This window comes from Acetomicrobium thermoterrenum DSM 13490 (genome assembly GCF_900107215.1).
In the GTDB taxonomy this organism is placed as follows: domain Bacteria; phylum Synergistota; class Synergistia; order Synergistales; family Acetomicrobiaceae; genus Acetomicrobium; species Acetomicrobium thermoterrenum.
On record NZ_FNPD01000001.1, the window covers coordinates 102796 to 127560 of the forward strand.

The 24765-nt window shown below is 50.1% G+C and carries 32 protein-coding genes and 3 tRNA genes; 32 read left to right on the forward strand and 3 right to left on the reverse strand.

Going from position 1 to position 24765, the window contains the following annotated elements:
* Positions 1-11: 11 nt before the first annotated feature.
* The 31 genes from rplO to BLU12_RS00670 all read left to right on the forward strand — a co-directional run bounded on the left by rplO (position 12) and on the right by BLU12_RS00670 (position 22903).
* Positions 12-458, forward strand: a complete 447-nt coding sequence (rplO, locus tag BLU12_RS00520; protein WP_040348158.1) for a 50S ribosomal protein L15 — start codon at positions 12-14, stop codon at positions 456-458.
* Positions 459-1751 carry a preprotein translocase subunit SecY gene (gene secY / locus BLU12_RS00525; protein WP_009201467.1) on the forward strand — a complete coding sequence of 431 codons (1293 nt, stop codon included), beginning with the start codon at positions 459-461 and terminating at the stop codon, positions 1749-1751. It abuts the gene before it with no gap.
* Positions 1752-1784: 33 nt separating this feature from the next.
* Entirely contained in the window at positions 1785-2444 is a 660-nt protein-coding gene (locus BLU12_RS00530) for an adenylate kinase (protein ID WP_040348157.1), read from the forward strand.
* On the forward strand, positions 2431-3204 hold the full coding sequence (gene map, locus BLU12_RS00535; protein WP_009201465.1) for a type I methionyl aminopeptidase: 774 nt from the start codon (positions 2431-2433) through the stop codon (positions 3202-3204). The genes BLU12_RS00530 and map overlap by 14 nt, the downstream gene beginning before the upstream one ends.
* Positions 3201-3512, forward strand: coding sequence for a KOW domain-containing RNA-binding protein (locus BLU12_RS00540; protein ID WP_009201464.1), 312 nt, complete (start codon positions 3201-3203; stop codon positions 3510-3512). Before map ends, BLU12_RS00540 begins: the two co-directional genes overlap by 4 nt.
* A 10-nt stretch (positions 3513-3522) precedes the next feature.
* On the forward strand, positions 3523-3741 hold the full coding sequence (gene infA / locus BLU12_RS00545) for a translation initiation factor IF-1 (protein WP_009201463.1): 219 nt from the start codon (positions 3523-3525) through the stop codon (positions 3739-3741).
* A gap of 22 nt (positions 3742-3763) precedes the next feature.
* Entirely contained in the window at positions 3764-3889 is a 126-nt protein-coding gene (rpmJ, locus tag BLU12_RS00550; RefSeq protein WP_009201462.1) for a 50S ribosomal protein L36, read from the forward strand.
* Between the two features lie 6 nt (positions 3890-3895).
* A complete protein-coding gene (gene rpsM / locus BLU12_RS00555; protein ID WP_009201461.1) occupies positions 3896-4279 on the forward strand; it encodes a 30S ribosomal protein S13 in 384 nt (127 codons plus the stop codon).
* 31 nt (positions 4280-4310) lie between these two features.
* Complete coding sequence (gene rpsK, locus BLU12_RS00560; protein WP_009201460.1) at positions 4311-4703, forward strand: 30S ribosomal protein S11; 393 nt, start codon at positions 4311-4313, stop codon at positions 4701-4703.
* A 39-nt stretch (positions 4704-4742) separates the two neighbouring features.
* Positions 4743-5369 carry a 30S ribosomal protein S4 gene (rpsD, locus tag BLU12_RS00565; RefSeq protein ID WP_040348156.1) on the forward strand — a complete coding sequence of 209 codons (627 nt, stop codon included), beginning with the start codon at positions 4743-4745 and terminating at the stop codon, positions 5367-5369.
* A gap of 20 nt (positions 5370-5389) precedes the next feature.
* Positions 5390-6424, forward strand: a complete 1035-nt coding sequence (locus BLU12_RS00570) for a DNA-directed RNA polymerase subunit alpha (protein ID WP_040348155.1) — start codon at positions 5390-5392, stop codon at positions 6422-6424.
* A gap of 3 nt (positions 6425-6427) precedes the next feature.
* The gene (gene rplQ, locus BLU12_RS00575) at positions 6428-6781 is read left to right on the forward strand and encodes a 50S ribosomal protein L17 (RefSeq protein ID WP_040348152.1); all 354 of its coding nucleotides are present in this window, start codon (positions 6428-6430) and stop codon (positions 6779-6781) included.
* Between the two features lie 6 nt (positions 6782-6787).
* Entirely contained in the window at positions 6788-7624 is an 837-nt protein-coding gene (locus tag BLU12_RS00580; RefSeq protein ID WP_009201456.1) for an ATP-binding cassette domain-containing protein, read from the forward strand.
* On the forward strand, positions 7615-8466 hold the full coding sequence (locus BLU12_RS00585) for an ATP-binding cassette domain-containing protein (RefSeq protein WP_009201455.1): 852 nt from the start codon (positions 7615-7617) through the stop codon (positions 8464-8466). Before BLU12_RS00580 ends, BLU12_RS00585 begins: the two co-directional genes overlap by 10 nt.
* On the forward strand, positions 8454-9266 hold the full coding sequence (locus BLU12_RS00590; protein ID WP_091459808.1) for an energy-coupling factor transporter transmembrane component T family protein: 813 nt from the start codon (positions 8454-8456) through the stop codon (positions 9264-9266). Before BLU12_RS00585 ends, BLU12_RS00590 begins: the two co-directional genes overlap by 13 nt.
* Positions 9254-10060, forward strand: a complete 807-nt coding sequence (gene truA / locus BLU12_RS00595; RefSeq protein WP_091459810.1) for a tRNA pseudouridine(38-40) synthase TruA — start codon at positions 9254-9256, stop codon at positions 10058-10060. Before BLU12_RS00590 ends, truA begins: the two co-directional genes overlap by 13 nt.
* Before the next feature lie 21 nt (positions 10061-10081).
* Positions 10082-11125 (forward strand): rod shape-determining protein, encoded by a 1044-nt coding sequence (gene mreB / locus BLU12_RS00600; protein WP_091459812.1) that lies wholly within the window; start codon positions 10082-10084, stop codon positions 11123-11125.
* Between the two features lie 43 nt (positions 11126-11168).
* Positions 11169-11492: a flagellar basal body P-ring protein FlgI gene (locus tag BLU12_RS00605; RefSeq protein ID WP_234945340.1), complete on the forward strand. Its 324-nt coding sequence runs from the start codon at positions 11169-11171 to the stop codon at positions 11490-11492.
* Positions 11479-11907, forward strand: a complete 429-nt coding sequence (locus BLU12_RS00610) for a YkgJ family cysteine cluster protein (RefSeq protein WP_091459814.1) — start codon at positions 11479-11481, stop codon at positions 11905-11907. The genes BLU12_RS00605 and BLU12_RS00610 overlap by 14 nt, the downstream gene beginning before the upstream one ends.
* Positions 11908-12024: 117 nt before the next feature.
* Positions 12025-13392 (forward strand): L-lysine 6-transaminase, encoded by a 1368-nt coding sequence (lat, locus tag BLU12_RS00615; protein ID WP_091459816.1) that lies wholly within the window; start codon positions 12025-12027, stop codon positions 13390-13392.
* Positions 13393-13527: 135 nt separating this feature from the next.
* Complete coding sequence (locus tag BLU12_RS00620) at positions 13528-14724, forward strand: DUF3084 domain-containing protein (protein ID WP_234945341.1); 1197 nt, start codon at positions 13528-13530, stop codon at positions 14722-14724.
* A 33-nt stretch (positions 14725-14757) separates the two neighbouring features.
* On the forward strand, positions 14758-14988 hold the full coding sequence (locus tag BLU12_RS00625; RefSeq protein ID WP_040348150.1) for a hypothetical protein: 231 nt from the start codon (positions 14758-14760) through the stop codon (positions 14986-14988).
* A gap of 3 nt (positions 14989-14991) precedes the next feature.
* Positions 14992-15414: a GNAT family N-acetyltransferase gene (locus BLU12_RS00630; protein ID WP_009201441.1), complete on the forward strand. Its 423-nt coding sequence runs from the start codon at positions 14992-14994 to the stop codon at positions 15412-15414.
* Between the two features lie 131 nt (positions 15415-15545).
* The gene (gene metK, locus BLU12_RS00635) at positions 15546-16745 is read left to right on the forward strand and encodes a methionine adenosyltransferase (RefSeq protein WP_091459819.1); all 1200 of its coding nucleotides are present in this window, start codon (positions 15546-15548) and stop codon (positions 16743-16745) included.
* 13 nt (positions 16746-16758) lie between these two features.
* Entirely contained in the window at positions 16759-17421 is a 663-nt protein-coding gene (locus BLU12_RS00640; RefSeq protein WP_091459821.1) for a ComF family protein, read from the forward strand.
* Positions 17422-17781: 360 nt separating this feature from the next.
* A tRNA-Ala gene (locus tag BLU12_RS00645) sits at positions 17782-17856 on the forward strand.
* A gap of 137 nt (positions 17857-17993) precedes the next feature.
* Positions 17994-18449, forward strand: coding sequence for an adenosylmethionine decarboxylase (gene speD / locus BLU12_RS00650; RefSeq protein WP_091459822.1), 456 nt, complete (start codon positions 17994-17996; stop codon positions 18447-18449).
* A 24-nt stretch (positions 18450-18473) separates the two neighbouring features.
* Positions 18474-19565, forward strand: a complete 1092-nt coding sequence (locus tag BLU12_RS00655) for a mechanosensitive ion channel family protein (RefSeq protein WP_234945342.1) — start codon at positions 18474-18476, stop codon at positions 19563-19565.
* A gap of 10 nt (positions 19566-19575) precedes the next feature.
* Positions 19576-20277: a HEPN domain-containing protein gene (locus BLU12_RS00660; protein ID WP_091459826.1), complete on the forward strand. Its 702-nt coding sequence runs from the start codon at positions 19576-19578 to the stop codon at positions 20275-20277.
* A 106-nt stretch (positions 20278-20383) separates the two neighbouring features.
* The gene (locus tag BLU12_RS00665; RefSeq protein WP_234945343.1) at positions 20384-21550 is read left to right on the forward strand and encodes a MalY/PatB family protein; all 1167 of its coding nucleotides are present in this window, start codon (positions 20384-20386) and stop codon (positions 21548-21550) included.
* A 24-nt stretch (positions 21551-21574) separates the two neighbouring features.
* Positions 21575-22903 carry an N-acyl-D-amino-acid deacylase family protein gene (locus tag BLU12_RS00670; RefSeq protein ID WP_091459829.1) on the forward strand — a complete coding sequence of 443 codons (1329 nt, stop codon included), beginning with the start codon at positions 21575-21577 and terminating at the stop codon, positions 22901-22903.
* Here BLU12_RS00670 and BLU12_RS00675 read toward each other — a convergent pair whose 3' ends face one another.
* From BLU12_RS00675 to BLU12_RS00685, 3 genes are all read right to left on the reverse strand, one after another.
* Positions 22904-23152, reverse strand: a complete 249-nt coding sequence (locus BLU12_RS00675; RefSeq protein ID WP_091459831.1) for a hypothetical protein — start codon at positions 23150-23152, stop codon at positions 22904-22906.
* A 25-nt stretch (positions 23153-23177) separates the two neighbouring features.
* Positions 23178-23253 (reverse strand) — tRNA-Glu (locus tag BLU12_RS00680).
* A 10-nt stretch (positions 23254-23263) separates the two neighbouring features.
* Positions 23264-23338: transfer RNA gene (locus BLU12_RS00685), tRNA-Gln, on the reverse strand.
* Between the two features lie 152 nt (positions 23339-23490).
* Between BLU12_RS00685 and BLU12_RS00690 the strand changes: the two genes are divergently transcribed.
* Positions 23491-24762 (forward strand): class II fructose-bisphosphate aldolase, encoded by a 1272-nt coding sequence (locus BLU12_RS00690; RefSeq protein ID WP_091459832.1) that lies wholly within the window; start codon positions 23491-23493, stop codon positions 24760-24762.
* Positions 24763-24765: the final 3 nt, after the last annotated feature.

The window sequence follows — 24765 nt, forward strand, 5'->3', positions numbered from 1 at the left end:
GAGGGAATAGTATGCGAATTCATGACTTACGCGCCCCTATGGGGGCCCGAAAAAAGCCCAAGAGGGTTGGTCGGGGCAAGGGAAGCGGCCACGGCGGTACGGCTACGCGAGGGCATAAGGGGCAAAAAGCCCGTGCCGGTGGAAATATATCGCCCAGGTTCGAAGGCGGGCAGATGCCTCTGGTGAGAAGAATTCCGAAGAGAGGGTTTAATAATGCGAGATTCGCAAGAAAATATCAGTACGTCAATATTGTGACCCTCGACGAGAAGTTCGGAGAAAATGCAACAGTCACTCCTGAGCAGATGTACGAGGCTGGCATCATAGAAGATCTCCAAACGCCTGTTAAGATATTAGCGAAAGGGGACATCACGAAACCGCTTACGGTAAAGGCGCACAAATTCAGTGCCAACGCGAAAAGCAAGATCGAATCGGCCGGCGGCAAGGCAGAGGTGATTTAAGTGTTTAGCGCCTTGCGTGACATGTTTCGCCTTCCCGACCTTAAAAGCAGGATCTTGTTCGTCCTCGGGGTCCTGCTGGTGTTTCGCTTGGGGGCGCACATCCCAACTCCCGGAGTGGATGCGAAGGCAATGGCAAGTCTCTTTGAACAGGGCGGGGTATTGAGTCTCTTCGATCTCTTTGCGGGAGGTGCTTTGCGGCGATTCAGCATATTTGCTCTTGGCGTAACGCCCTACATCAATGCCAGTATCGTCATGCAACTTCTGGCCGTTGTCGTGCCCGCCATAGAAAAGATGCAAAAAGAGGGCGAAGAGGGAAGGCGCAAGATCGTTCAGTACACGAGGGTGTCTACGATCCTTTTCGCAGGCATCCAGGCGGTAGGAATGGTTTTGTGGCTCAGGAGCATGGACATCATTTATGTAGGTGGCATCTCTATAGTGGTGGCCATAGTAACTCTTATTGCTGGATCAATAGCCGTTATGTGGATGGGTGAAATGATATCTGACCACGGCATAGGCAACGGAATATCGCTGCTCATATTCGCCGGAATAGTTGCTCGTATACCGGAGGCAATAATGCGAACCTTTACATTGCTTCGTACCGGCGAGATGAATTTCTTAACTCTGATAATTGCCATTGCAATAATGATCGTAGTAATTGCCGGATGTATACTCCTTCAGGAGGGCCAAAGGCGATTACCGGTTCAGTATGCGAAAAGAGTTGTCGGAACCAGGGTGTACGGAGGACAGTCGACCTTCATTCCTTTGAGGGTTAACAGCGCAGGGGTAATACCTATAATTTTTGCATCCTCTGTATTACTCTTTCCCACTACCGTGGCCAGGTTTTTTTCGGCTGGATTTGCCCAGACGATTGCAGGGATCTTTTCGCCGAGTAGTCCAATATATATGATCCTTTACGTATTGCTGATCATATTTTTCACCTACTTTTATACGGCTGTCGTCTTTAATCCTGTCGATGTGGCCAACAATTTGAAGAAATACGGGGGCTTTATACCCGGAATAAGGCCGGGACGTCCTACGGCAGACTACATCGAAAGGGTGTTGTCACGAGTTACGTTGGGAGGGGCGGTATTTTTGGCGGGCATAGCTCTGCTTCCCTCGCTTTTGACGCAAATGCTGGGCATAACGACTTTCTACTTTGGAGGCACTGCAGTTTTGATCGTCGTCGGCGTTGCCCTTGAGACGGTACAGCAGATTGAAGCCCAGCTGTTGATGCGCCATTATGAAGGGATTATGAAAAGAAGGAACAAAGCTGGCGGAATACTAAGACTATAGAACAGCTTTGGGACTAGTTAGGAGGAAGAGAAGTTGCGCATGATATTTCTAGGGCCACCGGGAGCAGGAAAGGGAACGCAGGCGGTAAAATTGGCATCCAAATATGGAATAGCCCATATCTCTACCGGTGATATGTTGCGTTATCATGTTAAAAACGGCACCGATCTTGGCGAGAAGGCGAAGGCCTATATGGACTCGGGCCGGTTGGTGCCCGATGATTTGATTATAGAGATGGTCAAGGAGAGATTGGAAGAAGAGGACGCAAAGAGGGGCTTTATACTGGACGGATTTCCCAGGACCGTGAATCAGGCGGAAGCTCTGGAAGTTCTTCTAAAGTCCAAGGACATTACCCTCGATGCCGTTGTTTTATTCGACGTTGACGAAGAAACCTTGGTGCGACGCCTCTCAGGAAGGCGCATCTGCCCAAACTGTAATGCGATTTACAACGTTCATAACAGCGATTATCCTGAGGATGGTCGTTGTAAAAGGTGCGGTAATGGACTTATACAGCGCGATGACGACCGACCTGAAGTGGTAAGGCGGCGCCTCAAGGTTTACGAGGAAGAGACCGCCCCCTTGCTTGATTATTACAGAAATAAGGGCAGCCTGATATCTGTCGATGCCTCTTCCGAAAGCGACGCCGTATTGTACGCCATAGTGAGTTTGTACGGAGGCAAAGATGATTCGAATTAAGAAAGATTGGGAAATAGAAAAGATGAGAAGGGCGGGACTTGTGGTCGCAGACGTCTTAAAACTTATGAGGGATATGGTCAAACCCGGGGTGGACACGAAAAGCCTCGATGCAGAGGCCGAAAATATGATATTAAAGAGCGGAGGAATTCCGGCGTTCAAGGGGTATTCCTTTCCTGGGGCACCCTTTCCCTTTCCCGGTAGTATATGCGTCTCCGTCAACGATGAGATAGTTCACGGCATTCCCGATAATAAGAGAGTTTTGGTCGAAGGCGATATTGTGAGCATCGACGTGGGAGTCTGCATCGACGGATATTATGGGGATGCTGCTTGCACCTTTCCCGTCGGACTCATAAGCGATAGCAGATCGAGGTTGCTTGAAGTTACGAAAAGGGCCCTCTATTTGGCAGTCGATGCGGCTAAAAACGGCAATACCGTCGGAGATATAGGGCATACCGTGGAACAGTATGTCATTTCGCAGGGTTACGGTCTGGTCCGCGACTATGCGGGCCACGGGATAGGGAAGCGCCTCCATGAGGCTCCCCAGGTCCCTAACTTCGGAAGACGGGGGGACGGCATAACCCTTAAAAAGGGGTTTACCCTCGCCATCGAACCAATGGTCATCGCCAGTAAAAACGAAGATGTGGCGGTATTGGAAAACGGATGGACGGTTGTAACGGCAGATCACTCGGATGCAGCTCACTTTGAACATACGGTGCTCATTTTCGACGAGAGAGGAATCATACTCACGCCTTGGGAGTGACGATATTGGATTTAGATGACTTTCAAACAGGAAGGGTCGTCATATCCCGCAAGGGAAAGGATAAGGGCACTTTTTATGCAGTGATTGGCATGGATCGGTTGAAAAACAGGGTATACGTGGCAGACGGGTGGCGGCACTCAGTCTCTCGTCCCAAGCCCAAAAACCCGAAGCATCTTCAGATGACAAATTGGTCTTTGCCAAGATTGGAGGAACGTTTGAGGGACAGCTCGAAAAATAACGATGAGTGGCTACGTCAGCAACTGCTAAACCTGATTCGAGACAAAGGGGCTCAAATTAAGAGGGGGTAGGCCAGCGCGCATGGCGAGGGAAGATGTAATAGAGTTACGGGGTACGGTGCTTGAACCGTTGCCCAACGCGATGTTCAAAGTGCAGCTTGAAAACGGTCATATTTTGTTAGCCCATGTCTCGGGCAAGATGCGCATGCATTTCATTCGCATATTGCCCGGGGATAAGGTCTTGGTTCAAGTCTCACCTTACGACTTGACAAGAGGACGAATTGTATATAGATATAAATAGCTTTAAAGGGGGAAGTAAAAAGATGAAAGTCAGACCTTCCGTTAAACCTATTTGCGAACATTGCCAGGTCATTCGGCGTCACGGCAAGGTATGGATAATTTGCAAAAGAGATCCTAAACATAAACAAAGACAGGGAGCAAGGAGGTAGTCGGGCATGGCTCGAATCGCAGGTATTGATCTGCCCAGGGACAAAAGAGTCGAGATAGCGTTGACTTATATCTACGGCATAGGTCTTCCTTCGGCGAAGAAGATATTGGCATCTACGGGGATCAGCCCCGATACGCGGGTTAAGGACCTCACCGAAGACGAGATCAACAAGCTCCAAAGAGAGATTGAAAACAACCATAAGGTAGAAGGCGATTTGAGGCGCGAGGTCAACGCGAACATCAAGCGCCTGATAGACATAGGCTGTTATCGGGGCTTAAGGCACAGGCTCGGCCTTCCCGTAAGGGGACAGAGGACGCGCACCAACGCAAGGACGCGCAAGGGTCCAAAGAGGACGATAGCCGGCAAGAAGAAAGCCACAATGAAAAAGTAACGGAAGCCTATAAATTAAGGAGGGAAATTTAGTGGCCAAGAGCACCAAAAGACGGACCAAAAGAAAAGAAAAAAAGAATATAAATTATGCCGTTGCCCACATTCACTCTACATTTAATAATACGATCATAAGCATAACAGACAAGCAGGGCGGCGTTGTCGGTTGGGCATCGGGGGGGACAGTAGGTTTCAAGGGTACCCGTAAATCGACGCCCTATGCTGCTCAGATGGCAGCACAGGTTGTGGCCAAACAGGCACAGGATCACGGCGTCACTGAAATAGACGTAGTCGTCAAGGGCCCCGGACCGGGAAGGGAGTCGGCCATTAGAAGTTTGCAGGCCGCAGGACTGCAGATCAACATGATAAAAGACGCCACGCCGATTCCTCATAACGGATGTCGTCCTCCAAAAAGACGACGTGTATAAGCCCAACAGGGGAACATTGAAGGAGGGAAAGATCGCGATATGAGCAGATATACCGGACCTTCCTGCAGGCTGTGTCGCAGGGCAGGAACAAAGTTATTTCTAAAGGGAGACAGATGCTATTCTGAGAAGTGTGCCATAGCGAGGAGGAACTCCTTACCGGGTCAGCACTCGCAGAGGCGAGCGAAATTCAGCGAATATGGCTTGCGGTTGCACGAGAAGCAGAAGCTCAGAAGGTTTTACGGAATGACGGAACGGCAGTTTGAGAGGTTCTTCGAAAAGGCCAGCAGAATGGCCGGGCAGAAGGGGCACAATTTTCTGCAGTTGTTGGAAAGACGCGTTGACAGCGTGGTCTATCGCTTGGGCATTGCCTCGAGCAGAGCTCAAGCCAGACAGCTCGTGACCCACGGTCACATAACCGTCAACGGCAAAAAACTTGACATACCAAGCGCTTTGGTGAAAGTCGGCGATGTCATAGCCGTTGCTCCCAACAGCAGGGACATTCCTACTATAAGGGAAAACTTGGAAGTCGCTTCGGCCCGGGCCATACCGGAGTGGCTTGAACTCAATGCCGAGCGGATGGAGGGTAGAGTAGTATCTCTTCCGACGAGGGAGCAGATCGACGTTCCCGTCAACGAACAGCTCATCGTCGAATACTACGCTCGATAATTATTAAGGAGAGGATCAGTTTGGAACGTGTTGTGCCGGATATCCATATAGAAGAAAGCAGTTCGGGATATGGACGGATTAGAATAGAACCCCTGGAGAGGGGGTACGGCGTAACGCTTGGGAATGCCATTAGGCGAGTCCTGCTGTCGTCCATCCCGGGAGCTGCCGTCTCCGCCATCAGGATCGATGGCGTATTGCATGAGTTCAGTACAGTGCCCGGCGTAATGGAGGACGTATTGGAAATAATATTGAACATAAAAAAGCTAGCCGTCGTGTCCCACAGCGATGACGTTCGCATGTTGAGGCTGGAGGCAGAGGGGCCCAAGGTCGTGACGGTCGCCGATATAATCCCCGACAGCGAGGTGGAGTTTTCCAACCCCGAGGCTTACATATGTACTTTGGAAGAAGGTCATAAATTGGAAATGGACCTTTACGTCGAGCGGGGTGTAGGCTATCTGACAATGGACAGGCCAAGACCTAACTATTTGCCCATAGATGTTTTACTAGTCGATGCTGTATTTTCTCCCGTCTTGCGCGTGAACTACAACGTCGGGGCTGCAAGGGTTGGCCAGCGAACCGACTACGAGAGCCTGCTCATCGAATTGTGGACAAACGAGACGGTCGAGCCCGCTAAAGCCTTTCTTGAGGCTGTCAAGATATTGAACCAATATTTTGGCCATATAGCTTCCCTGTTGCTAAAAGAGCCCGTCTCTCCCGTAGCGGCGGAGGTTCCTGAGGCTGTCGTTGAGGCTGTAGCGGAGGAAGACCCCATTCTCTCCAGGCCCATTCGGGATCTGGAACTATCCATACGAAGCGAAAACTGCCTGCTTCGCGCAGGAGTGCGCACCATAGGGGATTTGGTCCAATACACGAGGGACGATCTTTTGAAGATACGTAATCTTGGAAAGATTTCCCTGAAGGAGATAGAGGAAAAGTTGGATATCTTCGGCCTGTCTTTGAGCGCTCCCAAAGCAGGTTCGAAGGCCGGAACAGATTCCCAGGAAAATGACGCCGAAGGTAACTTGGATGATGAAAACGAAGGCAAGGAGGAATAGAGGATGAGGCATAGAATGCGCTCTAGGACGCTTGGGCGATATGGAGCACACAGAAGTGCGATGCTCATAAACATGGCTGCAAGCCTTATAATTCACGAGAGCATAGAGACCACGGTTCCGCGGGCGAAAGAGCTTCGCAGGTATGTTGAAAAGCTCGTTACTCGCGCCAAGGGCGGGACTTTGCACGACAGAAGGATAGTTATATCGAGATTGCGCAACAAGGAAGCGACGATAAAGCTCTTCAATGAGCTTGCGCCCCGTTATGCCAATCGCCCGGGAGGCTATACTCGAATAGTGAAACTTGGATACCGCAAGGGAGACGCTGCCCCAACGGCCATAATTGAATTTGTTCAGTAATCCGATATGACTGCAAGGACAATTTTTTCTTTAAGGGATGTGACTTTTTGTTATCCCGGCTCGGACAAACCCGCCATATCGGGCATAACGATGGACGTAGAGGAAGGTCGGTGGGTTTCGGTCGTAGGAGACAACGGATCGGGCAAGTCTACCCTGGCAAAGCAATTGAACGCCCTGCTGGTGCCAACGCGGGGCGTTTGTTTTGTCATGGGCAAGGACACCAAAGACCCATCCCTACAATGGGAAATCAGAAAAGACGTCAGCATGGTCTTTCAAAACCCAGAAAATCAGATAGTCGCCTCTGTGGTCGAAGAAGAAGTCGCCTTCGGACCCGAAAATTTGGGACTTACGAGCGTGGAAATTGAGGAGCGAGTGAGGTGGGCCTTGAAGGTTACAGGCCTTTTTGAGTTTGCACATAGGCCAACCTATGCCCTTTCCGGCGGGCAAAAGCAGCGGCTTGCTCTTGCAGGAGCGCTTGCCATGAAGCCCAGATGTATTGTCCTCGATGAGGCGACCAGCATGTTGGACCCAGAAGGAAGAAAGGATTTGGTCGCAGTTTTAACCAGATTGCACCACGAAGGGATGACGGTGGTCATGATTACCCACAGATTGGAGGAGATACTGTTTTCCGATCTCACGGCCGTGCTCTCTCGGGGTAAATTGGCCTTCTACGGAGAGACGAAAGACCTTTTGGATAGCACGACCTTTGCCCGATTGGGTATCAAAGAGCCCCCCTTGTTTAAGTTGTGGCGCAACTTGAAGTCCAGGGGGTTGCTCGAAGAATCTACCTATCCCACTGTTCGGAATATGGTCGAAGAGCTGGTGGAAAGGCTATGTCTATAAGGGTTTGCAACGTAAGTTATGTATATCATAGGGATACTCCCCTGGAGACGGTTTCGCTTCGGGATGTCTCGTTCGATGTCGATCCTGGAGAATGGATAGCTGTTGTGGGGCATACGGGGAGTGGAAAGACCACTCTGGCCCAAATGCTCAACGGGTTGCTTTTCCCCACGTCGGGAGAAGTCGTCGTCGACGGATTAAAGCTCTATCCAAAGGCTCCTCATCTAAAGTCCCTTAGACGAAAGGTAGGTCTCGTATTTCAATACCCTGAGCATCAACTGTTTGCCGAAACCGTATTGGACGAGATGATGTATGCTCCCAAAAACTTCGACATCCCCGAAGATGAAGCGAGGAGAAATATCGAAAGGACTCTCGAGCTTTTCGATCTCGACGAAAATGTGCTTTCAAAAAATCCCTTTGAACTGTCGGGAGGACAGAGAAGAAAGGTCGCTCTTGCTTCGATTATGGTGGTAGAGCCTGACTATCTCGTTTTGGACGAACCGACGGCAGGGTTGGATTGGAAGGGGAGGGAAGCGCTGTTTTCAATACTTGAGGACTTCAGGAGTAAAGGAATCGCGATCGTACAGATAACACATGATATCGAGATGGTTTTGGGTCACTGCGACAAGCTGTTGGTGCTCGAGAATGGGAGAAAAAAGTTGTGGGGAAGGCCCGCAGAAGTGATAGAAGATCTGGCCGAAAAGCCGGTAAAGGGGCTTGTCCTTCCCGAGGTCCTGGAGTTTGCCCATTCACTGAGAAATGCTGGACTGAACGTGCCTCTTACGTGGGATGAGAAGTCCTTGCTTGAAGCCATAGAAAGGGAGGTTTCTTCGTGCATTTCCTAGAGCATCTTTCCTTGGGACAGTACGTCCCCGCTAAATCTTTCATCCATTCGTTGGACCCAAGGAGCAAAGTTCTGGCCGTCATGTTTTTGATCACCTCTGTTTTTCTGGCGAACACTACTCTGTGGCCTTACGTCATATGGTTTGTCTTGATCGTTATTATCAGCGCCTTGAGTAATATATCTTTTAAGACGGTCGTGACGTCGACGAGGCCCGTGCTAATATTGATCGTATTTACCTTGGCGATAAACCTGTTTTTCGCCGACGGCAGGGAGTTGTTCAGGATAGCCTTCATTTCAATTACCGAGGAAGGTCTCTTGACGGGAATTAAAATGGGCCTAAGGCTTTTTTATCTAGTATTGTTTGCCAATATAACGATGATGACTACAAGCCCGATAGAGCTTTCCGACGGCATCGAGTCTTTGCTTTCGCCTTTCAAGCGTTACGGGCTTCCAGCCCATGAATTTGCCATGATGATGACGATAGCCCTGCGGTTCATACCGACCCTCTTGGACGAAACGGACAGGATAATGAAGGCCCAGCTTGCCCGTGGAGCCGATCTGGACAGCGGCGGAATTATAAAGAGGTTTAAGGCTTTGATCCCTGTGCTGGTGCCTCTTTTTGTGATTGTATTCCAAAGGGCCGAAGAACTTGCAGTAGCAATGGAGGCTAGATGCTACAGGGGCGACTATGGTAGAAGCAGGATGAGACCGCTTGTGTGGGGTGCCTGTGACAGCCTTTATTTGGGTGCCATTCTTTTTATCTCAGTAAGCGGGGTGATTTTGGATAGGTGGATACTATAGGTCGTTTTGCAGTGCTGCTTTCCTATGATGGCTTTGCCTTTCACGGCTTCCAAAGGCAGAAAGACCTGCCCACCGTGGAATTGGCTCTGGAAGAAGCTTTAAGCCTGCTTGATAAAAAAGGAAGAAAAGTGAAGGTGACGGGAGCCGGAAGAACCGACAGGGGAGTGCATGCCCTGGGGCAGGTAGTTCATTTTGACATCTCTTGGCCCCACGGTCCTGCTGCTTTGAGAAAAGCACTGGAGGCAAATTTGCCTTCCTCTATAGGCATATATGAAGTAGTTCCTGTGGACTTTGCTTTCCACGCCAGAAGGAGCGCCCTTTGGAGAAAGTATGCCTATTTTATCTGGAAAGGCGATTGCAGACTTCCCCATTTAAGCAGATATGTCTGGTGGAACCGAAGAGGCTGGGACATGGATTTGGCGAAGAAGTTTTTAACGATGATAAAGGGTTTCCACGATTTTGGAGCCTTTTGCAGAAAGGCCGATCGTCCTTCTGATGCGAGGCGCACTATAATGGAAGCCGGAATCGAAGAGAAGGGCCCCCTTTTGAAGATTTCCGTAACGGGGAGGTCGTTCTTGACGAATATGGTAAGGATAATAGTTGGTACAATGGATGAGATAGCGACGGGGAGAAAAAGCCTGGAGGATATCTCTCGTCTTTTGAGTGGCGGCTCTCGCGGTGAAGCGGGTCCTACGGCTCCAGCGGAGGGCTTGTTTTTGTGGGAAGTTCGCTACGATCCCATGCCCTTCGGTTGCGAAGAATACAACGCTGTAACAGGCAATTTTATTCTTTAAGGCAAAAGGAGGTTACCTCAAGTGTTGGGTTTAGATATAGGTATAGATTTAGGAACGGCGACAATATTGATCTATGTAAAGGGAAAGGGCGTGATTATGAGGGAGCCGTCGGTGGTGGCAATAGATCAGAACAACAACAAGATCTTGGCCGTTGGCTCGGAGGCCAAGAGAATGCTCGGTAGGACTCCGGGGAACGTCGTAGCCGTTCGACCGCTTCAAAGCGGGGTCATAGCCAACTATACCATGACAGAGGCCATGATAAGGCACTTCCTGAAAAAAACCATGTCGGGATTGAACAAATTTTTGCGCCATCGCGTGATGATAGGCGTTCCCTCGGGAGCCACGGACGTGGAAAGAAGGGCCGTTTTGGAGGCTGCCCTCGAAGTGGGCGCCAAGGAGGCCTACCTCATAGAGGAACCAATGGCTGCAGCTATTGGTGCGGGGCTGTCAGTGGAGGAACCGCGGGGCAACATGGTGGTGGACGTAGGAGGCGGGACTTCGGATATAGCCGTAATATCCCTGGGGGGGCTTGTAGTGGCCGAGTCGCTGCGCATGGGCGGAGATGCCATGGATGAGGCGATAATAAGGTACGTCAGAAAGAAATACAATTTGGAGATAGGGTCGCAAACGGCCGAGGCATTGAAGATATCGATCGGCAACTGTTGCAACAATATCCCTGAGGAAGAAAAGAAAACGATGGCGGTCAAGGGTAGGGACGTAGTCCTCGGTCTTCCAAGGCAGGTAGAGTTGACTACAAAGGATGTGAAGGAGGCAATAGAGGACATAGTTTCGTCGATAATCAGGAGCATAAGGCGCGTATTGGAGCTAACGCCGGCGGAACTTTCTGCCGATATTATTGACAGGGGAATAGTGCTTACGGGGGGAGGAGCCCTCCTTAAGGGGCTTTCCGAGCTCATACACGACCAGACGGGCATAAAGACCTACGTAGCCGACTCGCCCCTGGAATGCGTAGCCCTGGGAACGGGAAAGGCTTTGGACGAACTGAACGCCCTCAAAGAATCAGGCTCGGTGTATTCGGCAATAAAGAAAAGTTCAGGGCGTTAGTCTTACAGATTGCATCTAACAATTAAAGAAGGTGGTTATTTCTATGTTTCGCGGACTTTATGGCGCCTCGTCGGCAATGCTTATTCAGGAGAAGGTCATAGACGTCGCCTCCCTTGAACAGCTCGAGGTCAGGCCAGATTCAGTGGCCAGAGTTGTCGTAAACGAGCGAACGGGAACGGTCGTGATGGGTGGAGACGTAAAGATTAGCGCCGTCGTGGTATCTCACGGAAATCTGACGGTCGCTGTGGCCGAGGCACCCCAGGTGGTACAGTCCGAATCCTTTGCGGGAGGACAGACGGCTGTAGTCCCCAGGACGGAAGTTGCCATCGAAGAACAGCAGGGCAGGATGAACGATGAAGGAGTATAAAAATAAACGGTGGTGGAAGGACGGTTTATATTTTTCCTGCCTTGGATGCGGTCGGTGTTGCGGGGGAGAGCCGGGTTACGTCTGGCTTGATACAAATGAGATTTTTGCTATCGCCAACTTCCTCGAAGTGGACGTTGCCGATACCCTTCGTTCTTTTGCCCGAAGGGTAGCAGGCCGTATCAGCCTCAGGGAGCTTGAAAACGGAGACTGCGTGTTCCTGGCCGATGGAAGGTGTCGGATATACCCCGTGAGGCCGCTTCAGTGTCGGACCTATCCCTTTTGGCCTTCGGTGCTTCAAAGCCCACGCTCGTGGCGCCTCGAAGGACAAAGATGCCCTGGCATCGGGCAGGGAAGCTTTTACCCTCAAGAGACCATTGAGCGTCTTCTTTCCCATATTTCCGCTATGGGACTTTGACGATAAGTTAACCGTGCCTAATTTACTTGTATATATTTGCCTTCCGAGCTAGAATGTAAAATGTAAACTGATGCAACATGTGAGTTAAAGATCATTATAAAACGGGAGGCGTTAGGCATGGCAAATGTAAAATGGTCGGTTACGCCGGAAGAAGTCTTTCCGACATTGGAAAGGTGGATGTTGCGCGACGGATTCGACATAGTGATCGATATGGAAAAGTCCCAGGGCAGCTGGATAGTCGATGCCCGAACGGGAGAGAAGTGGCTTGATTTTTATACCTTCTTTGCCTCTGCGCCCTTTGGAATGAATCATCCCAAGCTCGTCAACGACGAATTCAAGGAAAAGATCTTCAGGGCGGCCATAAACAAGGTGGCAAATTCTGACATCTACACCGTGGAGATGGCCGAGTTCGTTAAGACCTTTTCCGAGGTGGCCCTGCCGAAAGGTTTTAATCACCTCTTCTTCATCGACTACGGAACTTTGGCCATAGAAAACGCCTTGAAAGTGGCGATGGACTGGAAGGTAAGAAAGCTCCTTGCTCAGGGCAAGATCACCAAGGGTGCGGCCATGGACGGCAAAAAGGGAACGAAGGTCATTCACTTCAGGGAGGCCTTCCATGGAAGAAGCGGCTACACCCTTTCCCTGACCAATACCGCCGACCCCAATAAACATCAGTACTTCGCCAAATACGATTGGCCCAGGGTGTTAAACCCCAAGATAATTTGGCCGCTTGAGGAGCACATAGATGCCGTAAGATGGGAAGAGGAAGTCTCGGAAAGCCAGATATTAAAGCACCTCTGGGATGACCCCGACGATTACTGTGCAATAATCATAGAGACCATCCAGGGCGAGGGGGGGGACAACCACTTCAGGACCGAATTCTTCAAGAAGCTCCGAAAGATTTGCGATGAATACGACCTCATGCTCATTTTGGACGAAGTCCAGTGTGGCATGGGTATAACGGGTAAGATGTGGGCCTTCGAGCATCACGACATCACCCCCGATATAGTAGCCTTCGGAAAGAAGTCCCAGGTCTGTGGCATCATGGTCGGTCCTAAGGTCGACGAGGTGCCCGAAAACTGTTTTACCGTCTCAAGCCGCATCAACTCCACCTGGGGCGGCAATGTCTGTGACATGGTAAGGTCCACCAGGTACCTGGAGATCTATCGCGACGACAACGTCTTGCACTACGTCGAAAACATAGCCGGACCTCAATTGTTTAATGGTCTGAAAGCGCTGGGCGAGGAATTTCCAAAGCTTCTGTCGAATATCAGGGGCAAGGGGCTCATGTGTGCCTTCGATCTGCCCTGCGCCGACATAAGGGCGAAGTTCTTAAAGAAGATGCAGGAAAAACACGTCCTCATCCTCCCCTGCGGCACTCGTTCCGTGAGGTTCCGTCCTGCGCTCAACATAACGCCTGAGGAGATAGACAGAGGCCTTTCCCTTGCAAAGGAAGCACTAGCAGAGCTGAACAAAGAAGTTTAACCTTTCGAAAGGCCTTAGGTTTTTGAAATAATAAAAAGAGGCGGATGTGCACATCCGCCTCTTTTTATTATTTCGCACATTTCGCTTATGGCAAATTCCTATCCTTCGTGGTATGTTTCAATGGGAGGTGGATAATTGCGATACGGCTTGAGCGAACTTAACTGGGAGTTGGTCTTTTCCCTCGTCATTGCTAGCGCGATAGTCGCTTACATCGGCGATATTTTGGGAATGAAGCTTGGCAAAAAGAGGATAAGCCTCTTCGGCATGAGGCCCAAATATACGTCTCGTTTTATAACTGTCGTGACGGGTGTTTCCATTGCCCTTGTCACGCTTTTCGTCATGGCCGTAGCATCCGATACGGTGAGGGTGGCTTTGTTTAACATGAAATACATCCAAAGGGAGATATCAAACCTAACCGCCGAGTTGGGCAAAAGCAGAAGCGAGCTCGAAAACCTTCAGTTGGATTTATTCAAAAGCCAGGCGGAACTTTCCGAGAAGGAAAGGCAGTTGCAAAAAGTTGAAAAAGACCTCGCCGAAAACCTGGATAAATTGCGTCAGGTGGAAGAAGAGGTTGCGAGGCTTAACGATAAAGCCAGGGAACTTGAGGTCGATAAAAGGAAGCTGAGCGAGGAGCTCGAGGAAATGAAAAAAGAACGGGACAACCTCGAAGGCCAGATAGCCGAACTTAAGGCCCAAGCTGCGGAGCTCAGAGAGAACCTGGAAAGGGTCAAGGAAGGAAGGATATTGGTCCTTGCGGGAGAATTGTTGACACAGATGCCAATCGATCCCGCTTCGGCGAAGGATTTGGAAATAGGCGACGCTATAAGCAAATTGAAGGAAAATGCTCGGCTGGTCTTATCACTGCGGACGGGGTTGCGACCTGAAGTCATAGACCTTCGCATAGACGAAGTCGAGCTTGAGGATGCCTTAAAGCAGATAAGAGAAAGCAAAGGAAGGAAGGTCATCAGGTTGGAAGTTGCCACTAATGCCGTGGTGGGTGAGAAGATCGATTGCGTGGTGAGCGTTCACGATAGCGTGAAAATTTACGCCTCGGGAGAGGTCCTGGTCAGCGAAGTTTTTCTGAAGCCCTTGAGCGAAGAAGAGGCCGAGACCGAGCTTTATAACCTGCTAAGGCAAGTTAACTTGAAGGCTCAAAGGGACGGCATACTTCCCGATCCCATTTCGGGAACGGTGGGCAGCCTTGAGGCCACTGAGTTCTTCGATGCCGTGGAGAAGTTGAGCAACACGACGCCTCCCTTCAAGGTTAACGTTATCGCCGCCGCCGACACCTACACAGAAGGTCCGGTTCGCGTTAAAATAGAGGTTGATTAAATGTAAATCATGCAAAGAGGAGGCACTGGATCCATGCTCATAGTGGAATGTCAGGTTTGCGGGGAGGTCAAGGTTCTGGCCGGTGACCCCGATTACGATGGCATGGCCAGGGCGTCGTGGATATGCGCCAAGTGCGGAACGGGCCAGCTGGTGCAGTTGCCCGTGAGCAGCGATGCCCGAGGTGTGGATTTGAGAAAAATTTTAAAGGGCATGACCCTTCACGCTTCGTCAGGTGAATACGTCTTTTTGGGCGACCGCGACTGAAATATGGATCTTAGTGAATACACTTTTTACGATAACAAACTCGCCGTTTCGCCGCAGGAGATAAAAGCCCTCTACAGGTACATATGGTGGGGAAAAAGTCGCACCGATGAAGGCATAGTTCGCATGCTCGAAGGCAGCAGTATGTGTTTTTCCGTGCGATACAGAGGTGAACTGGTGGGTTTTTGCCGTATTCTCACGGATTTCGTCTATAGAGCATCGCTGTGGGATATAATCATCCATCCCGACCATCAGGGACAGGGATTGGGCACTGCCCTGATGAATTACGTCCTCGAACATCCGGCTATAAAGGATATACCGCTGGTAATTACCTATACGAGCGACCTTTACCCCTTCTTGGAGAAGTGGGGCTTCAAGGAGATGCCCGGAGCGGTAATTTTGCTTCGAAGCCCTATAGAATATTCTTAAAATGCACTTGACAGAAAGGCCCGTTGCAGGTTATAAGAACTTGCACCCTTATTTTAATGCCCGTTTGGGCCCTGGTGCTCTATTGCGTCGGCATCGGGGTCCACTATTTTTGATAACCGGAGGTGGAATTGATGCCTAAAGAGCGGCTGTTGCTGACGTCGGAGTCCGTAACCGAGGGTCATCCCGACAAATTGGCAGATCAGATATCCGACGGCATTTTGGATGCCATACTCGCCCAAGATCCCATGGGAAGAGTTGCCTGCGAGACTTTGGTCACCACGGGGCTGGTCATGGTAGCCGGGGAGATAACTACCAGCTGTTATGTCGATATTCCCCGCCTTGTAAGAAGCATCGTCAAAGATATAGGCTACACCCGGGCAAAGTACGGATTCGACGGAGATACCTGCGCCGTCATAACGGCCATTGACGAGCAGTCTCCCGACATAGCCCAGGGAGTCAACAGAGCCCTCGAGGTGAGGGAAACCGATATGACGGATGACGAAATAAATTTGATAGGAGCTGGAGATCAGGGCATGATGATAGGCTATGCCTGCGATGAGACGGAAGAGCTTCTTCCCATGCCCGTAGCGTTGGCGCATAAATTGGCCAGGCGCCTTGCCTACGTCAGAAAGGAAAAGATAATTCCCTATCTCCGTCCCGACGGCAAGACCCAGGTGACACTTGAGTACGAGGACGGAAGGCCCGTAAGAGTGGACACGGTCATAGTCTCTGCCCAACATCACCCGTCGGTCGAGCAGGAGCAGATCAAAGCCGATATCGTGGAACACGTCATAGAGCCTATCATGCCTCCCGATCTCATGGAGGATTCCCCTAAAGTGCTCGTCAATCCCACTGGAAGGTTCGTCCTGGGAGGGCCCCTTGCCGATACGGGGCTAACGGGCAGAAAGATAATCGTCGATACCTACGGCGGGGTTGTGCCCCACGGCGGTGGCTGTTTCTCCGGCAAAGACCCGACGAAGGTCGATCGCTCCGGGGCTTACATGGCAAGGTACGCCGCCAAAAACGTGGTGGCCGCAGGCCTTGCCCGCAAGTGTCAGATTCAGGTTGCTTATGCCATAGGGGTTGCAAGACCTGTCTCCATCTCCGTAGAGACATACGGAACAGGCGTGATTTCCGACGAAAGGATTACGGATTTGGTGAGAGAGTATTTCGACTTCAGACCCGCGGCCATGATAAGAGATCTCGACCTACGGAAGCCTCAATATATGTCCCTTGCTGCCTACGGCCATATGGGCAGGATCGATTTGAATCCCATTCCCGCCTGGGAGAGGACGGACAAGGCGGAAGCGATGAAAAAAGCAGCTCGGTAGGCGGGAAACGGTCGTGTCGGGGATAGCGGACCTGTTCCTGCATTTGATCTTTCCCGCCACATGTCCCCTCTGCGGAAAGATCGCGTCTTCCTGTTGCGTTAACTGCGCGGAAGGTTTGCTGTCCCCAAATTTGCCTATATGCATTCAGTGTTTTGGACCCTATCCCTGCGATAAACACAGCGACTCCTTTCCCCACTATTACGGTGCCGCTCACGAAGGCCAGGCGAGAAAGCTCGTGCATCTTCTCAAATATGGCCACGATGGTGCCATAGGCTTTTCCCTGGGGGTCGCACTGTCTTTTCTCCTTGCCGAAACGAGAGCAGACGCTCTGGTTCCCATTCCGCTTCACATGGGAAGCCCCAGGCTTTTTAATCAATCCAAGAAAATAGTTAAGGGGTTATCCTGTAAACTTAAAATACCGCTACAGGACTGCCTGTCCTGGAACGTCAGGGTGTCCCCCAGGGCGCCCAAGGCAGCTAAGGACCGAGATCCTCTCCCCGAAAATGCATTTAAGATGAAATATTTTCCCCGTGGCGTAAAAACCGCGATCCTATGCGATGACGTCTGCACAACAGGAGCTACTATCTTAAAAGCGGCGTCGGCCCTTCGCGAGGGTGGAATACAAGTGGTGGCCTCCCTCAGTTTTACCCTTGGACAAAAAGGAACATATAATTAATTTGAATCAAGATTTCCCGCAAATGTGCCAATAAAATTAACAGAAAGGAAATAAACCCCGGGGTCGGATCTTTAATCTTGAATTTTAGTATAACAGCTTAACGATGCTGCCAAAAACGCTTAATTGTCTCTTTTGTATGTAAATGCCCAAGGCTTAATTTAGAGTAAAGATCAAGTTACCTTCGATGTTTTTTGCGATATCATCAGCAAATGATGCACCATATGCCAGCTTTTAGTATTTTCATGCCTTGATTGCTGTATTAAAATCATTCTTCAACCCAAATGCAATAAGTCAGTATAAAAAATTTTAAAATTCCCGTTGACAAAAGCCCGATCCATTCCCTATAATGGGCACTGTCCTGGGGCTGTGGCGCAGAGGGAGCGCGCTTCCTTGGCATGGAAGAGGTCAGGGGTTCGAATCCCCTCAGCTCCACCAGTGAAAATAAAACCTCCTTTTGCATATGCAAAAGGAGGTTTTTTGTTTATTCTCATGCGAAAAGTCTTTTTATATCCGCTCCTTTGTATTAAACTTAAAACCGATTCGTGAACAATAAACAAAGGGGGGTGTTTTGCATGAATCCGAGGGGACATCACTATATCGTTGAAGCCTCCGGCTGTGCGGAAGTTATTGGGGAAGTCGACAAGATGCAGGAAATCCTCGTCGAAGCGGCGCGCCGTGCGAACGCTCAGGTATGGGCCGTTTCCTTTCACCGCTTTCCACCGAACGGGGTAAGTGGCGTAGTGGTTATAAGCGAGTCCCATCTGTCCATACACACATGGCCTGAACTTGAATACATGGCCTTGGACATATACACCTGCGGAAGCGATACCCGACCCGACGTGGCAGTGGACTATGTATTGGAGAAAGTGAAGGCAAAACACACCCACGTTACGGAAATAACCCGAGGTCTTGATGACGGAGATCGGGAATTTTATCACTCTCTCATAACCTGGGAGGAACAACTTCGTCAAAACGACGATGGACAGAGAGACAAGAAGCCCAAGTCCAAGGATCAGGAAATTCTTTAGCCTTTACCAAAGGAGGTCATGTCGATGGATACTATGATTTGGGGCAACAGCGTGGGGGCATGGATAGTTGCCCTTGCTGTTGGTGTTGTTTCTTTTTTCATATTTTACTACTTGAAAAAGATAGCCGATAAATATATCTCTTTTCTGTTTTCTCGACGGCCAAGTACGGCCATTAGCCTGGTTTTGGACCTTGTAAGACAGATAAATGTATACTTTTTGATCCTCCTTGCCATACTCGCGGGTTCTTCCTTTCTTTCCCTGCCGCTGAGGCTATCCAGGGCCATTTCCATGTTGGTGGTTCTTTTTTTGCTCTTACAGGTTGGGCTCTGGGGTAATAAGGCGATCAACTTTTGGCTGACGTCGAATATAAAAAGAAAGGTCGAAAAGGACCCTTCGGGGGCAACCATGCTTTCGGCCCTTGGCTTCATGGGAAGGCTCCTTTTTTGGGGGATAATAATTTTAATCGCTCTGCAGAATATGGGTATAGAAGTATCGGCTCTAGTTGCAGGCTTAGGGATAGGCGGTATCGCCGTAGCTTTGGCGGCCCAGAACATATTGGGCGACCTTTTCGCTTCCTGGTCGATAGTGTTGGACAAACCCTTTCTGGTGGGTGACTTCATAGTCATAGACGGCTATTCGGGAACGGTGGAGCACATAGGCCTTAAAACGACGAGATTGCGCAGCCTGACCGGGGAACAGCTCATATTTTCCAACTCCGACTTGTTGAAGTGCAGGATACGAAACTACAAGCGCATGCAAGAGAGGCGCGTCGTCTTTTCCTTTGGAGTGCTCTACGAAACACCTCTCGAAAAGCTTAAAGAAATCCCCGACATAGTCAAAAATATAGTCACTTCAATAGAAAACGCCCGCTTTGACAGGGCGCACTTTGCAAGCTACGGCAACTTTTCGCTGAACTTCGAGGTGGTTTACTACGTTCTCTCTTCCGATTACACTGTCTACATGGACATCCAGCAGAGGATAAACCTTGCCCTTTTCGAGGAGTTTAAAAAGAGGGATATAGTCTTTGCCTACCCGACTCAGACGATCTACGTCTCAGGAGCCGAGCCGATAAGCGTATCCCTGAAAGGTCAACCTGCTTCAGAAGGATCGGAATAGGAGGAGCGACATGGAGGAAGTAATTCGCTCCATCGCAGAATTGATAAGACGTAAGTTCAATCCTCTTAAAATCATTCTTTACGGCTCCTACGCTAGGGGCAGCCAAACATGGGACAGTGACGTCGATTTTCTCGTCGTAGTCGAAAAGGAAGTGAACAAGCGGGATGTAGCGGTGGCTATGCGCGCTGCCTTGAGCGATTTTCCCTGCGGGAAAGATATAGTAATCGCCACACCTGAAGAGCTGGCCGTTAAAGGCAGTATTCCCGGAACCCTGCTTTATTCTATGTTAAAGGAGGGTAAGGTCCTGTATGAAGATATGACTCCTTATATCGAAGAGGCCAGCATCTGGCTGAAATGTGCCTCCGATGACTTAAGTGCTGCTAAAAAATTGCTGGACTTGGGCTTTTATCGCCACGCCTGCTGGCTGTCCGCCATGGGTGCCGAGAGGGCGTTAAAAGCCCTTTTAATTTCCAATGGCATCCCCTTTCCGCGAAGCCATGACTTAAACGCCCTTTACAGGCTTATTTCCAAACACATATCTGACGAAAGCCTGAAGCTTGATTCCCTAGAGCTTGCGAAGTTTTCAGAATGGGCCGTCGAGGCTGGGCACCCCGGAGACTGGCCGGCCATTACTCCTCGGGAAGCCGAAAATGACGTTGCCTCCGCCGAGAGGATTGTCGAAGCCATTACCAAGGCCTTCGGAAAGTTTTAGAATTTTTAAATGCATTTTAAAATAATCGTAATTATGTTAAGCTATGGGGCGGCATTAGTGCGATAAGGGTTGAAGGATCGTTAGTCCAAAGAAGAAGGGGATGGAAATGTCCAAATACGATTTTGACGAGGTCTTGGACCGCAGGGGAACCTGTAGCGAAAAGTGGGACGGGTTGCTCGATAACTTTGGGGCAGAAGATCTGCTTCCCATGTGGGTGGCTGACATGGACTTCAAGTCTCCTCCTAAAGTAGTGGAGTTTTTTATCGAGAGATCGAAGCATGGCGTGTTCGGCTATCCTGCCAAGGGCAAGTCTTACCATGACGTGATAGTCGATTGGGTTTTAAAGCGCCACGGTTGGGAAATAAAAAGGGAGTGGATAGTTGACGTTCCCAGTGTCATGCCCGGCATCGCCGCAAGCCTGCTTGCCCTTACCTCCAAAGGTGACGGAGTCGTCGTGCAACCTCCCGTATATCCTCCCTTCTTTGAGGTGACGGAATCCCTTGACAGGAAGGTCTTGCCCAATTTCCTGGTTGAGGACGAAGGTTGGCATATGAACCTGAAAAACCTCGAGAAAATTCTTCCTTCGGCCGAAGCGCTGCTCCTTTGCAACCCCCACAACCCGGTGGGCAGAGTTTGGGCTGAGGATGAGCTTTCTGCCCTTTCGCATCTTTGCACAAAGGCCGGAATTCCGATCATTTCCGACGACATACATTGCGATTTCGTTTACTCCGGAAGGAAGTACATACCCTTGGCCTCGCTGAACCACGAGGCGATGATGAACAGCGTCACATTTATGTCGGCCAGCAAGACCTTCAATATTGCGGGATTTAAAAACGCCTACGCCATAGTTCCAAATCCCGATATGAGAGAAAAGCTTACCAAGGTGCTAAGAGGCCTTCATTTCGGTTCGGGAGACCTTTTTGGTATACTGGGTCTTGAGACGGCTTACAAATACGGGAGGGATTGGCTCGATGAGCTGATACTTTATCTGGAGAAAAATCGCGATTTTGCCCTCCCGATCCTGCGAAAGGCGGGCATAGATGTCGTAAAGCCCGAGGGAACGTACCTGCTTTGGCTTGATTTCAGAAAATTTGGCTTAAAGCAGGAGGAGTTAATGGACTTTCTCGCCAGGAAGGCGAAGTTGGCCTTAAACGACGGCTCCGCTTTCGGGTCAAACGGCGTCGGTTTTGCCAGGATGAACATAGGCTGTCCGAGAAAGACGCTTTCGGAAGGCCTAAAAAGGCTGACGGAAGCTTTGTCCGAAATACGTTGAATCCCATTGGGGTGAGGAGGAAGGATGAAGTTGGATCTTTTGATACTCGATGGATCTGTCGTAGATCCGGAAAAGCTCGAGACATACAAGGCAAATATAGGCGTTGAAGGCGACAGCATAGTTTACGTCGGAAGCGATGCTCCCACGGATGTCAAGGTTACGATCGACGCGAAGGGGCTTTACGTCTCGCCGGGTTTTATAGATACTCACGTTCACGACGAAAAGCTCGATGAAGACGACGTCGAAAGGGCTCTGCTTCTTCAGGGCGTTACTACAGCTGTGGCAGGAAACTGCGGATTGGGGCCCATTTTAAGCGATGAGCTTTTGTCGAAACCTCGCTATTTGAGAATCGGTTTTTTTACGGGCCATCAGACCTTGAGGCAAGAAGTGGGGCTCAACGACGTATACATGCCTGCCGATTCCAAGGCCATAAAAGAGATGGTCGAGATCCTAAAGCAGGAGTTGTCCAAGGGCAGCTTTGGCCTTTCTCTCGGACTTGAATACGTTCCCGGGGCAAGTTACAGTGAGATAAGCGAGCTTGCCAAGGTGGTGGCGCAATACGACAAGAAGTGGGTCTCGATACATATAAGATACGACGGCGAAAGATCGCTTGAAGGCGTTAAGGAAGCAATATCCCTCGCAAGCGAGTGCGGCGTCAGGGTGCAGATATCCCATTTGGCTAGCATGGCTTCTTTTGGATGTCTCGAAAAGGCCCTTGAGATGATAGAGGAGGCTAAGCCTCACGCCGACGTTACCTTCGATTCCTATCCCTACAGGGCATTTTGCACTCGCATTGGATCTGCCGTCTTCGATCCTGGATTTGAGAAGCGGTGGAAAAAGGGTTTTTCCTCGCTCCAGGTTGCCTCGGGGAAAAACAGGGGCAAAAGACTGACGCAGGAACTTTACGTCAAGCTTAGAAAAGAAGAACCCGACACCCTGATCATAGCCCACGTCATGAACGAGGAGGAAGTAAAGGTCGCTTTGAAGCACCCCGATTGTATGATAGCCTCCGACGCACTCATGGAAAATGGCCAGGGTCATCCCCGCGTCTGCGGCACCTTCCCCAGGGCCTTCAGGATTCTTTTAAAGGAAGGGCTTTCCTGGCCCGAGATCGTGCGCAAGGCGACCTATCTTCCCGCCAAGGCGTCTTGGTTTGAGGACAGAGGGGTAATCAAGCAAGGCTGCAAGGCCGATCTAGTCGTTTTTCATCCGAAAAAGATAGAGGATTGTGCCACCTTCAAAGAGCCTAACCTTCCGCCAAAGGGGATAGAATACGTGGTCTTAGGCGGTAAAATTGCGGTACAAAAGGAGACGCTTTTTGAACCCGAGGGAGAAGTGATGTTGCGGAGGTGATCAATCTCCGTTCATCAGAATCCAGGGCCCCTCTTCGTCCTTCTCTCGGGAGGGGTCGTATATCCAGAGCTTACCGGAAGAAGAGTCGAACTTCATCATTCCGTCGTCGTTTATGATTAGTTTATACCTATCGGGGTGGGCAAATAAAGCGTTTCCCAAGTTTACGGAGAATCCCACGACGATACCTATCGTGAAACTTATTATGATGATTATTGTTATAATACCTATAGAGAGGTAGTTTTTGGCCATCTTTGAAATGCCCCTAAATAAAAAATGGTAGCCCCAAGGGGATTCGAACCCCTGTTGCCGGACTGAGAACCCGGAGTCCTAGACCTCTAGACGATGGGGCCACTTTGAATTTGGCTGGGGGAGGTGGACTCGAACCACCACTACATGATCCAGAGTCATGCGTCCTGCCAATTAGACGATCCCCCAACTCCTCTTTGGCGAAAGCTATGTTATCATGACTTCAGCTGCAGTGCAAGGGGCTTGTTGAAAATCATTAAGGACGGATTTTGTTTTGCGTGTTACAATTTATTCGCTCCTAATTTCAGAGAGGGCGAAAAGTAAAGCAGGAGGTGTATCAATTGAAGACGGAAAGCCTGTCTTACAAAGAATTGCTCAAGAAAAGACCGTTAAATGTGCAAGCCATATATGGAGACGAACCGGTAGCGCTGGTAAGTGGAAGGGATATCATCGAGGCGGCGAGAAAAAAAGGAGCCGTTATATTGGCTGCCAACGCGAGAAACCCCCTGACAGTAAAAGGAGTATTGCAAGCTGCTAAGAAACTTAATTCTGCCGTTTTGATCGAGCTTGCCAAGTCGGAATCCACCTATTGCGGGTGCACTTATGACAACGTGCCCGATTACGCGGTAAAGTATTCGAAGGAGTTGGGGCACGGCGTGGTATTCGGTCTCCATGTGGATCATTACGCCATTAAATCCATTTCCGACGTATATAAGGCCATAGCCCATTTGAGGCAGATCGTAGAGCGAGGCTGGACATCCGTCGCCGTTGACGCCTCTCACAATCCCGACTGGGAAAACCTGACTTTCACCCGTGACGTGGCTCAGCATATACCGGCCTACCTCGGGTTGGAAGTCGAGGTAGGAGAGATAAAAGGAGCCGGAGAACTGACGACCGTGGAAGAGGCCCTGTTTTTCGTGGGCGGTCTCAACTCATGGTGTATATTCCCCGACCTGCTTGCCATTTCAAATGGAAGCATGCATGGCACATACGACAAGACTGCCGGACAGATAGAGGGGATAGATTTAAATCGCACGAAGGAGATAGCCGATGCCGTCGCTCGCTACGGCGTTTCAATAGCCCAGCATGGCATATCGGGAACGCCTTTCGACAAGGCTTCGATGTTCTCGAAATACGGCATAAACAAGGGAAATGTAGCGACACTGTGGCAAAATATCGTTTTCGGGCTGGAGATGGAGCCCGAGACGGGCAACGCCGTCATAAAAGACGGCTCCTACGTCAAAGATCCCAACAGGGGCATTCCAGTGGAGCTCTGGAATAAAATAGTTGCCTGGGCCGACGAACAGGGCTTCAACAGGAAATCCGGAGACTACAAGAAGGCGAATAAGCCCTTCCACGACCAAATAATGACCCTGTCGGAAGAGATACAGGAGCGGATTGTGGCCGAGACAGAGGAGTGGGCGACCAAGTTTATAAAGGCCTTTGGAAGTGAAGGCACGGCGGAGTTGGTCTTGGAGGTAGCGTCTTCCAGGGGGGATTACAATTCCACGCCTGAGCGAAAGATCTACCATTCGAGGAGCGAATTTACTCCCGAGAAGGCTCCCGATGCAAATAGGGAGAAGAAGAAAGACGATAAAGATTATTCAGATTAAAAA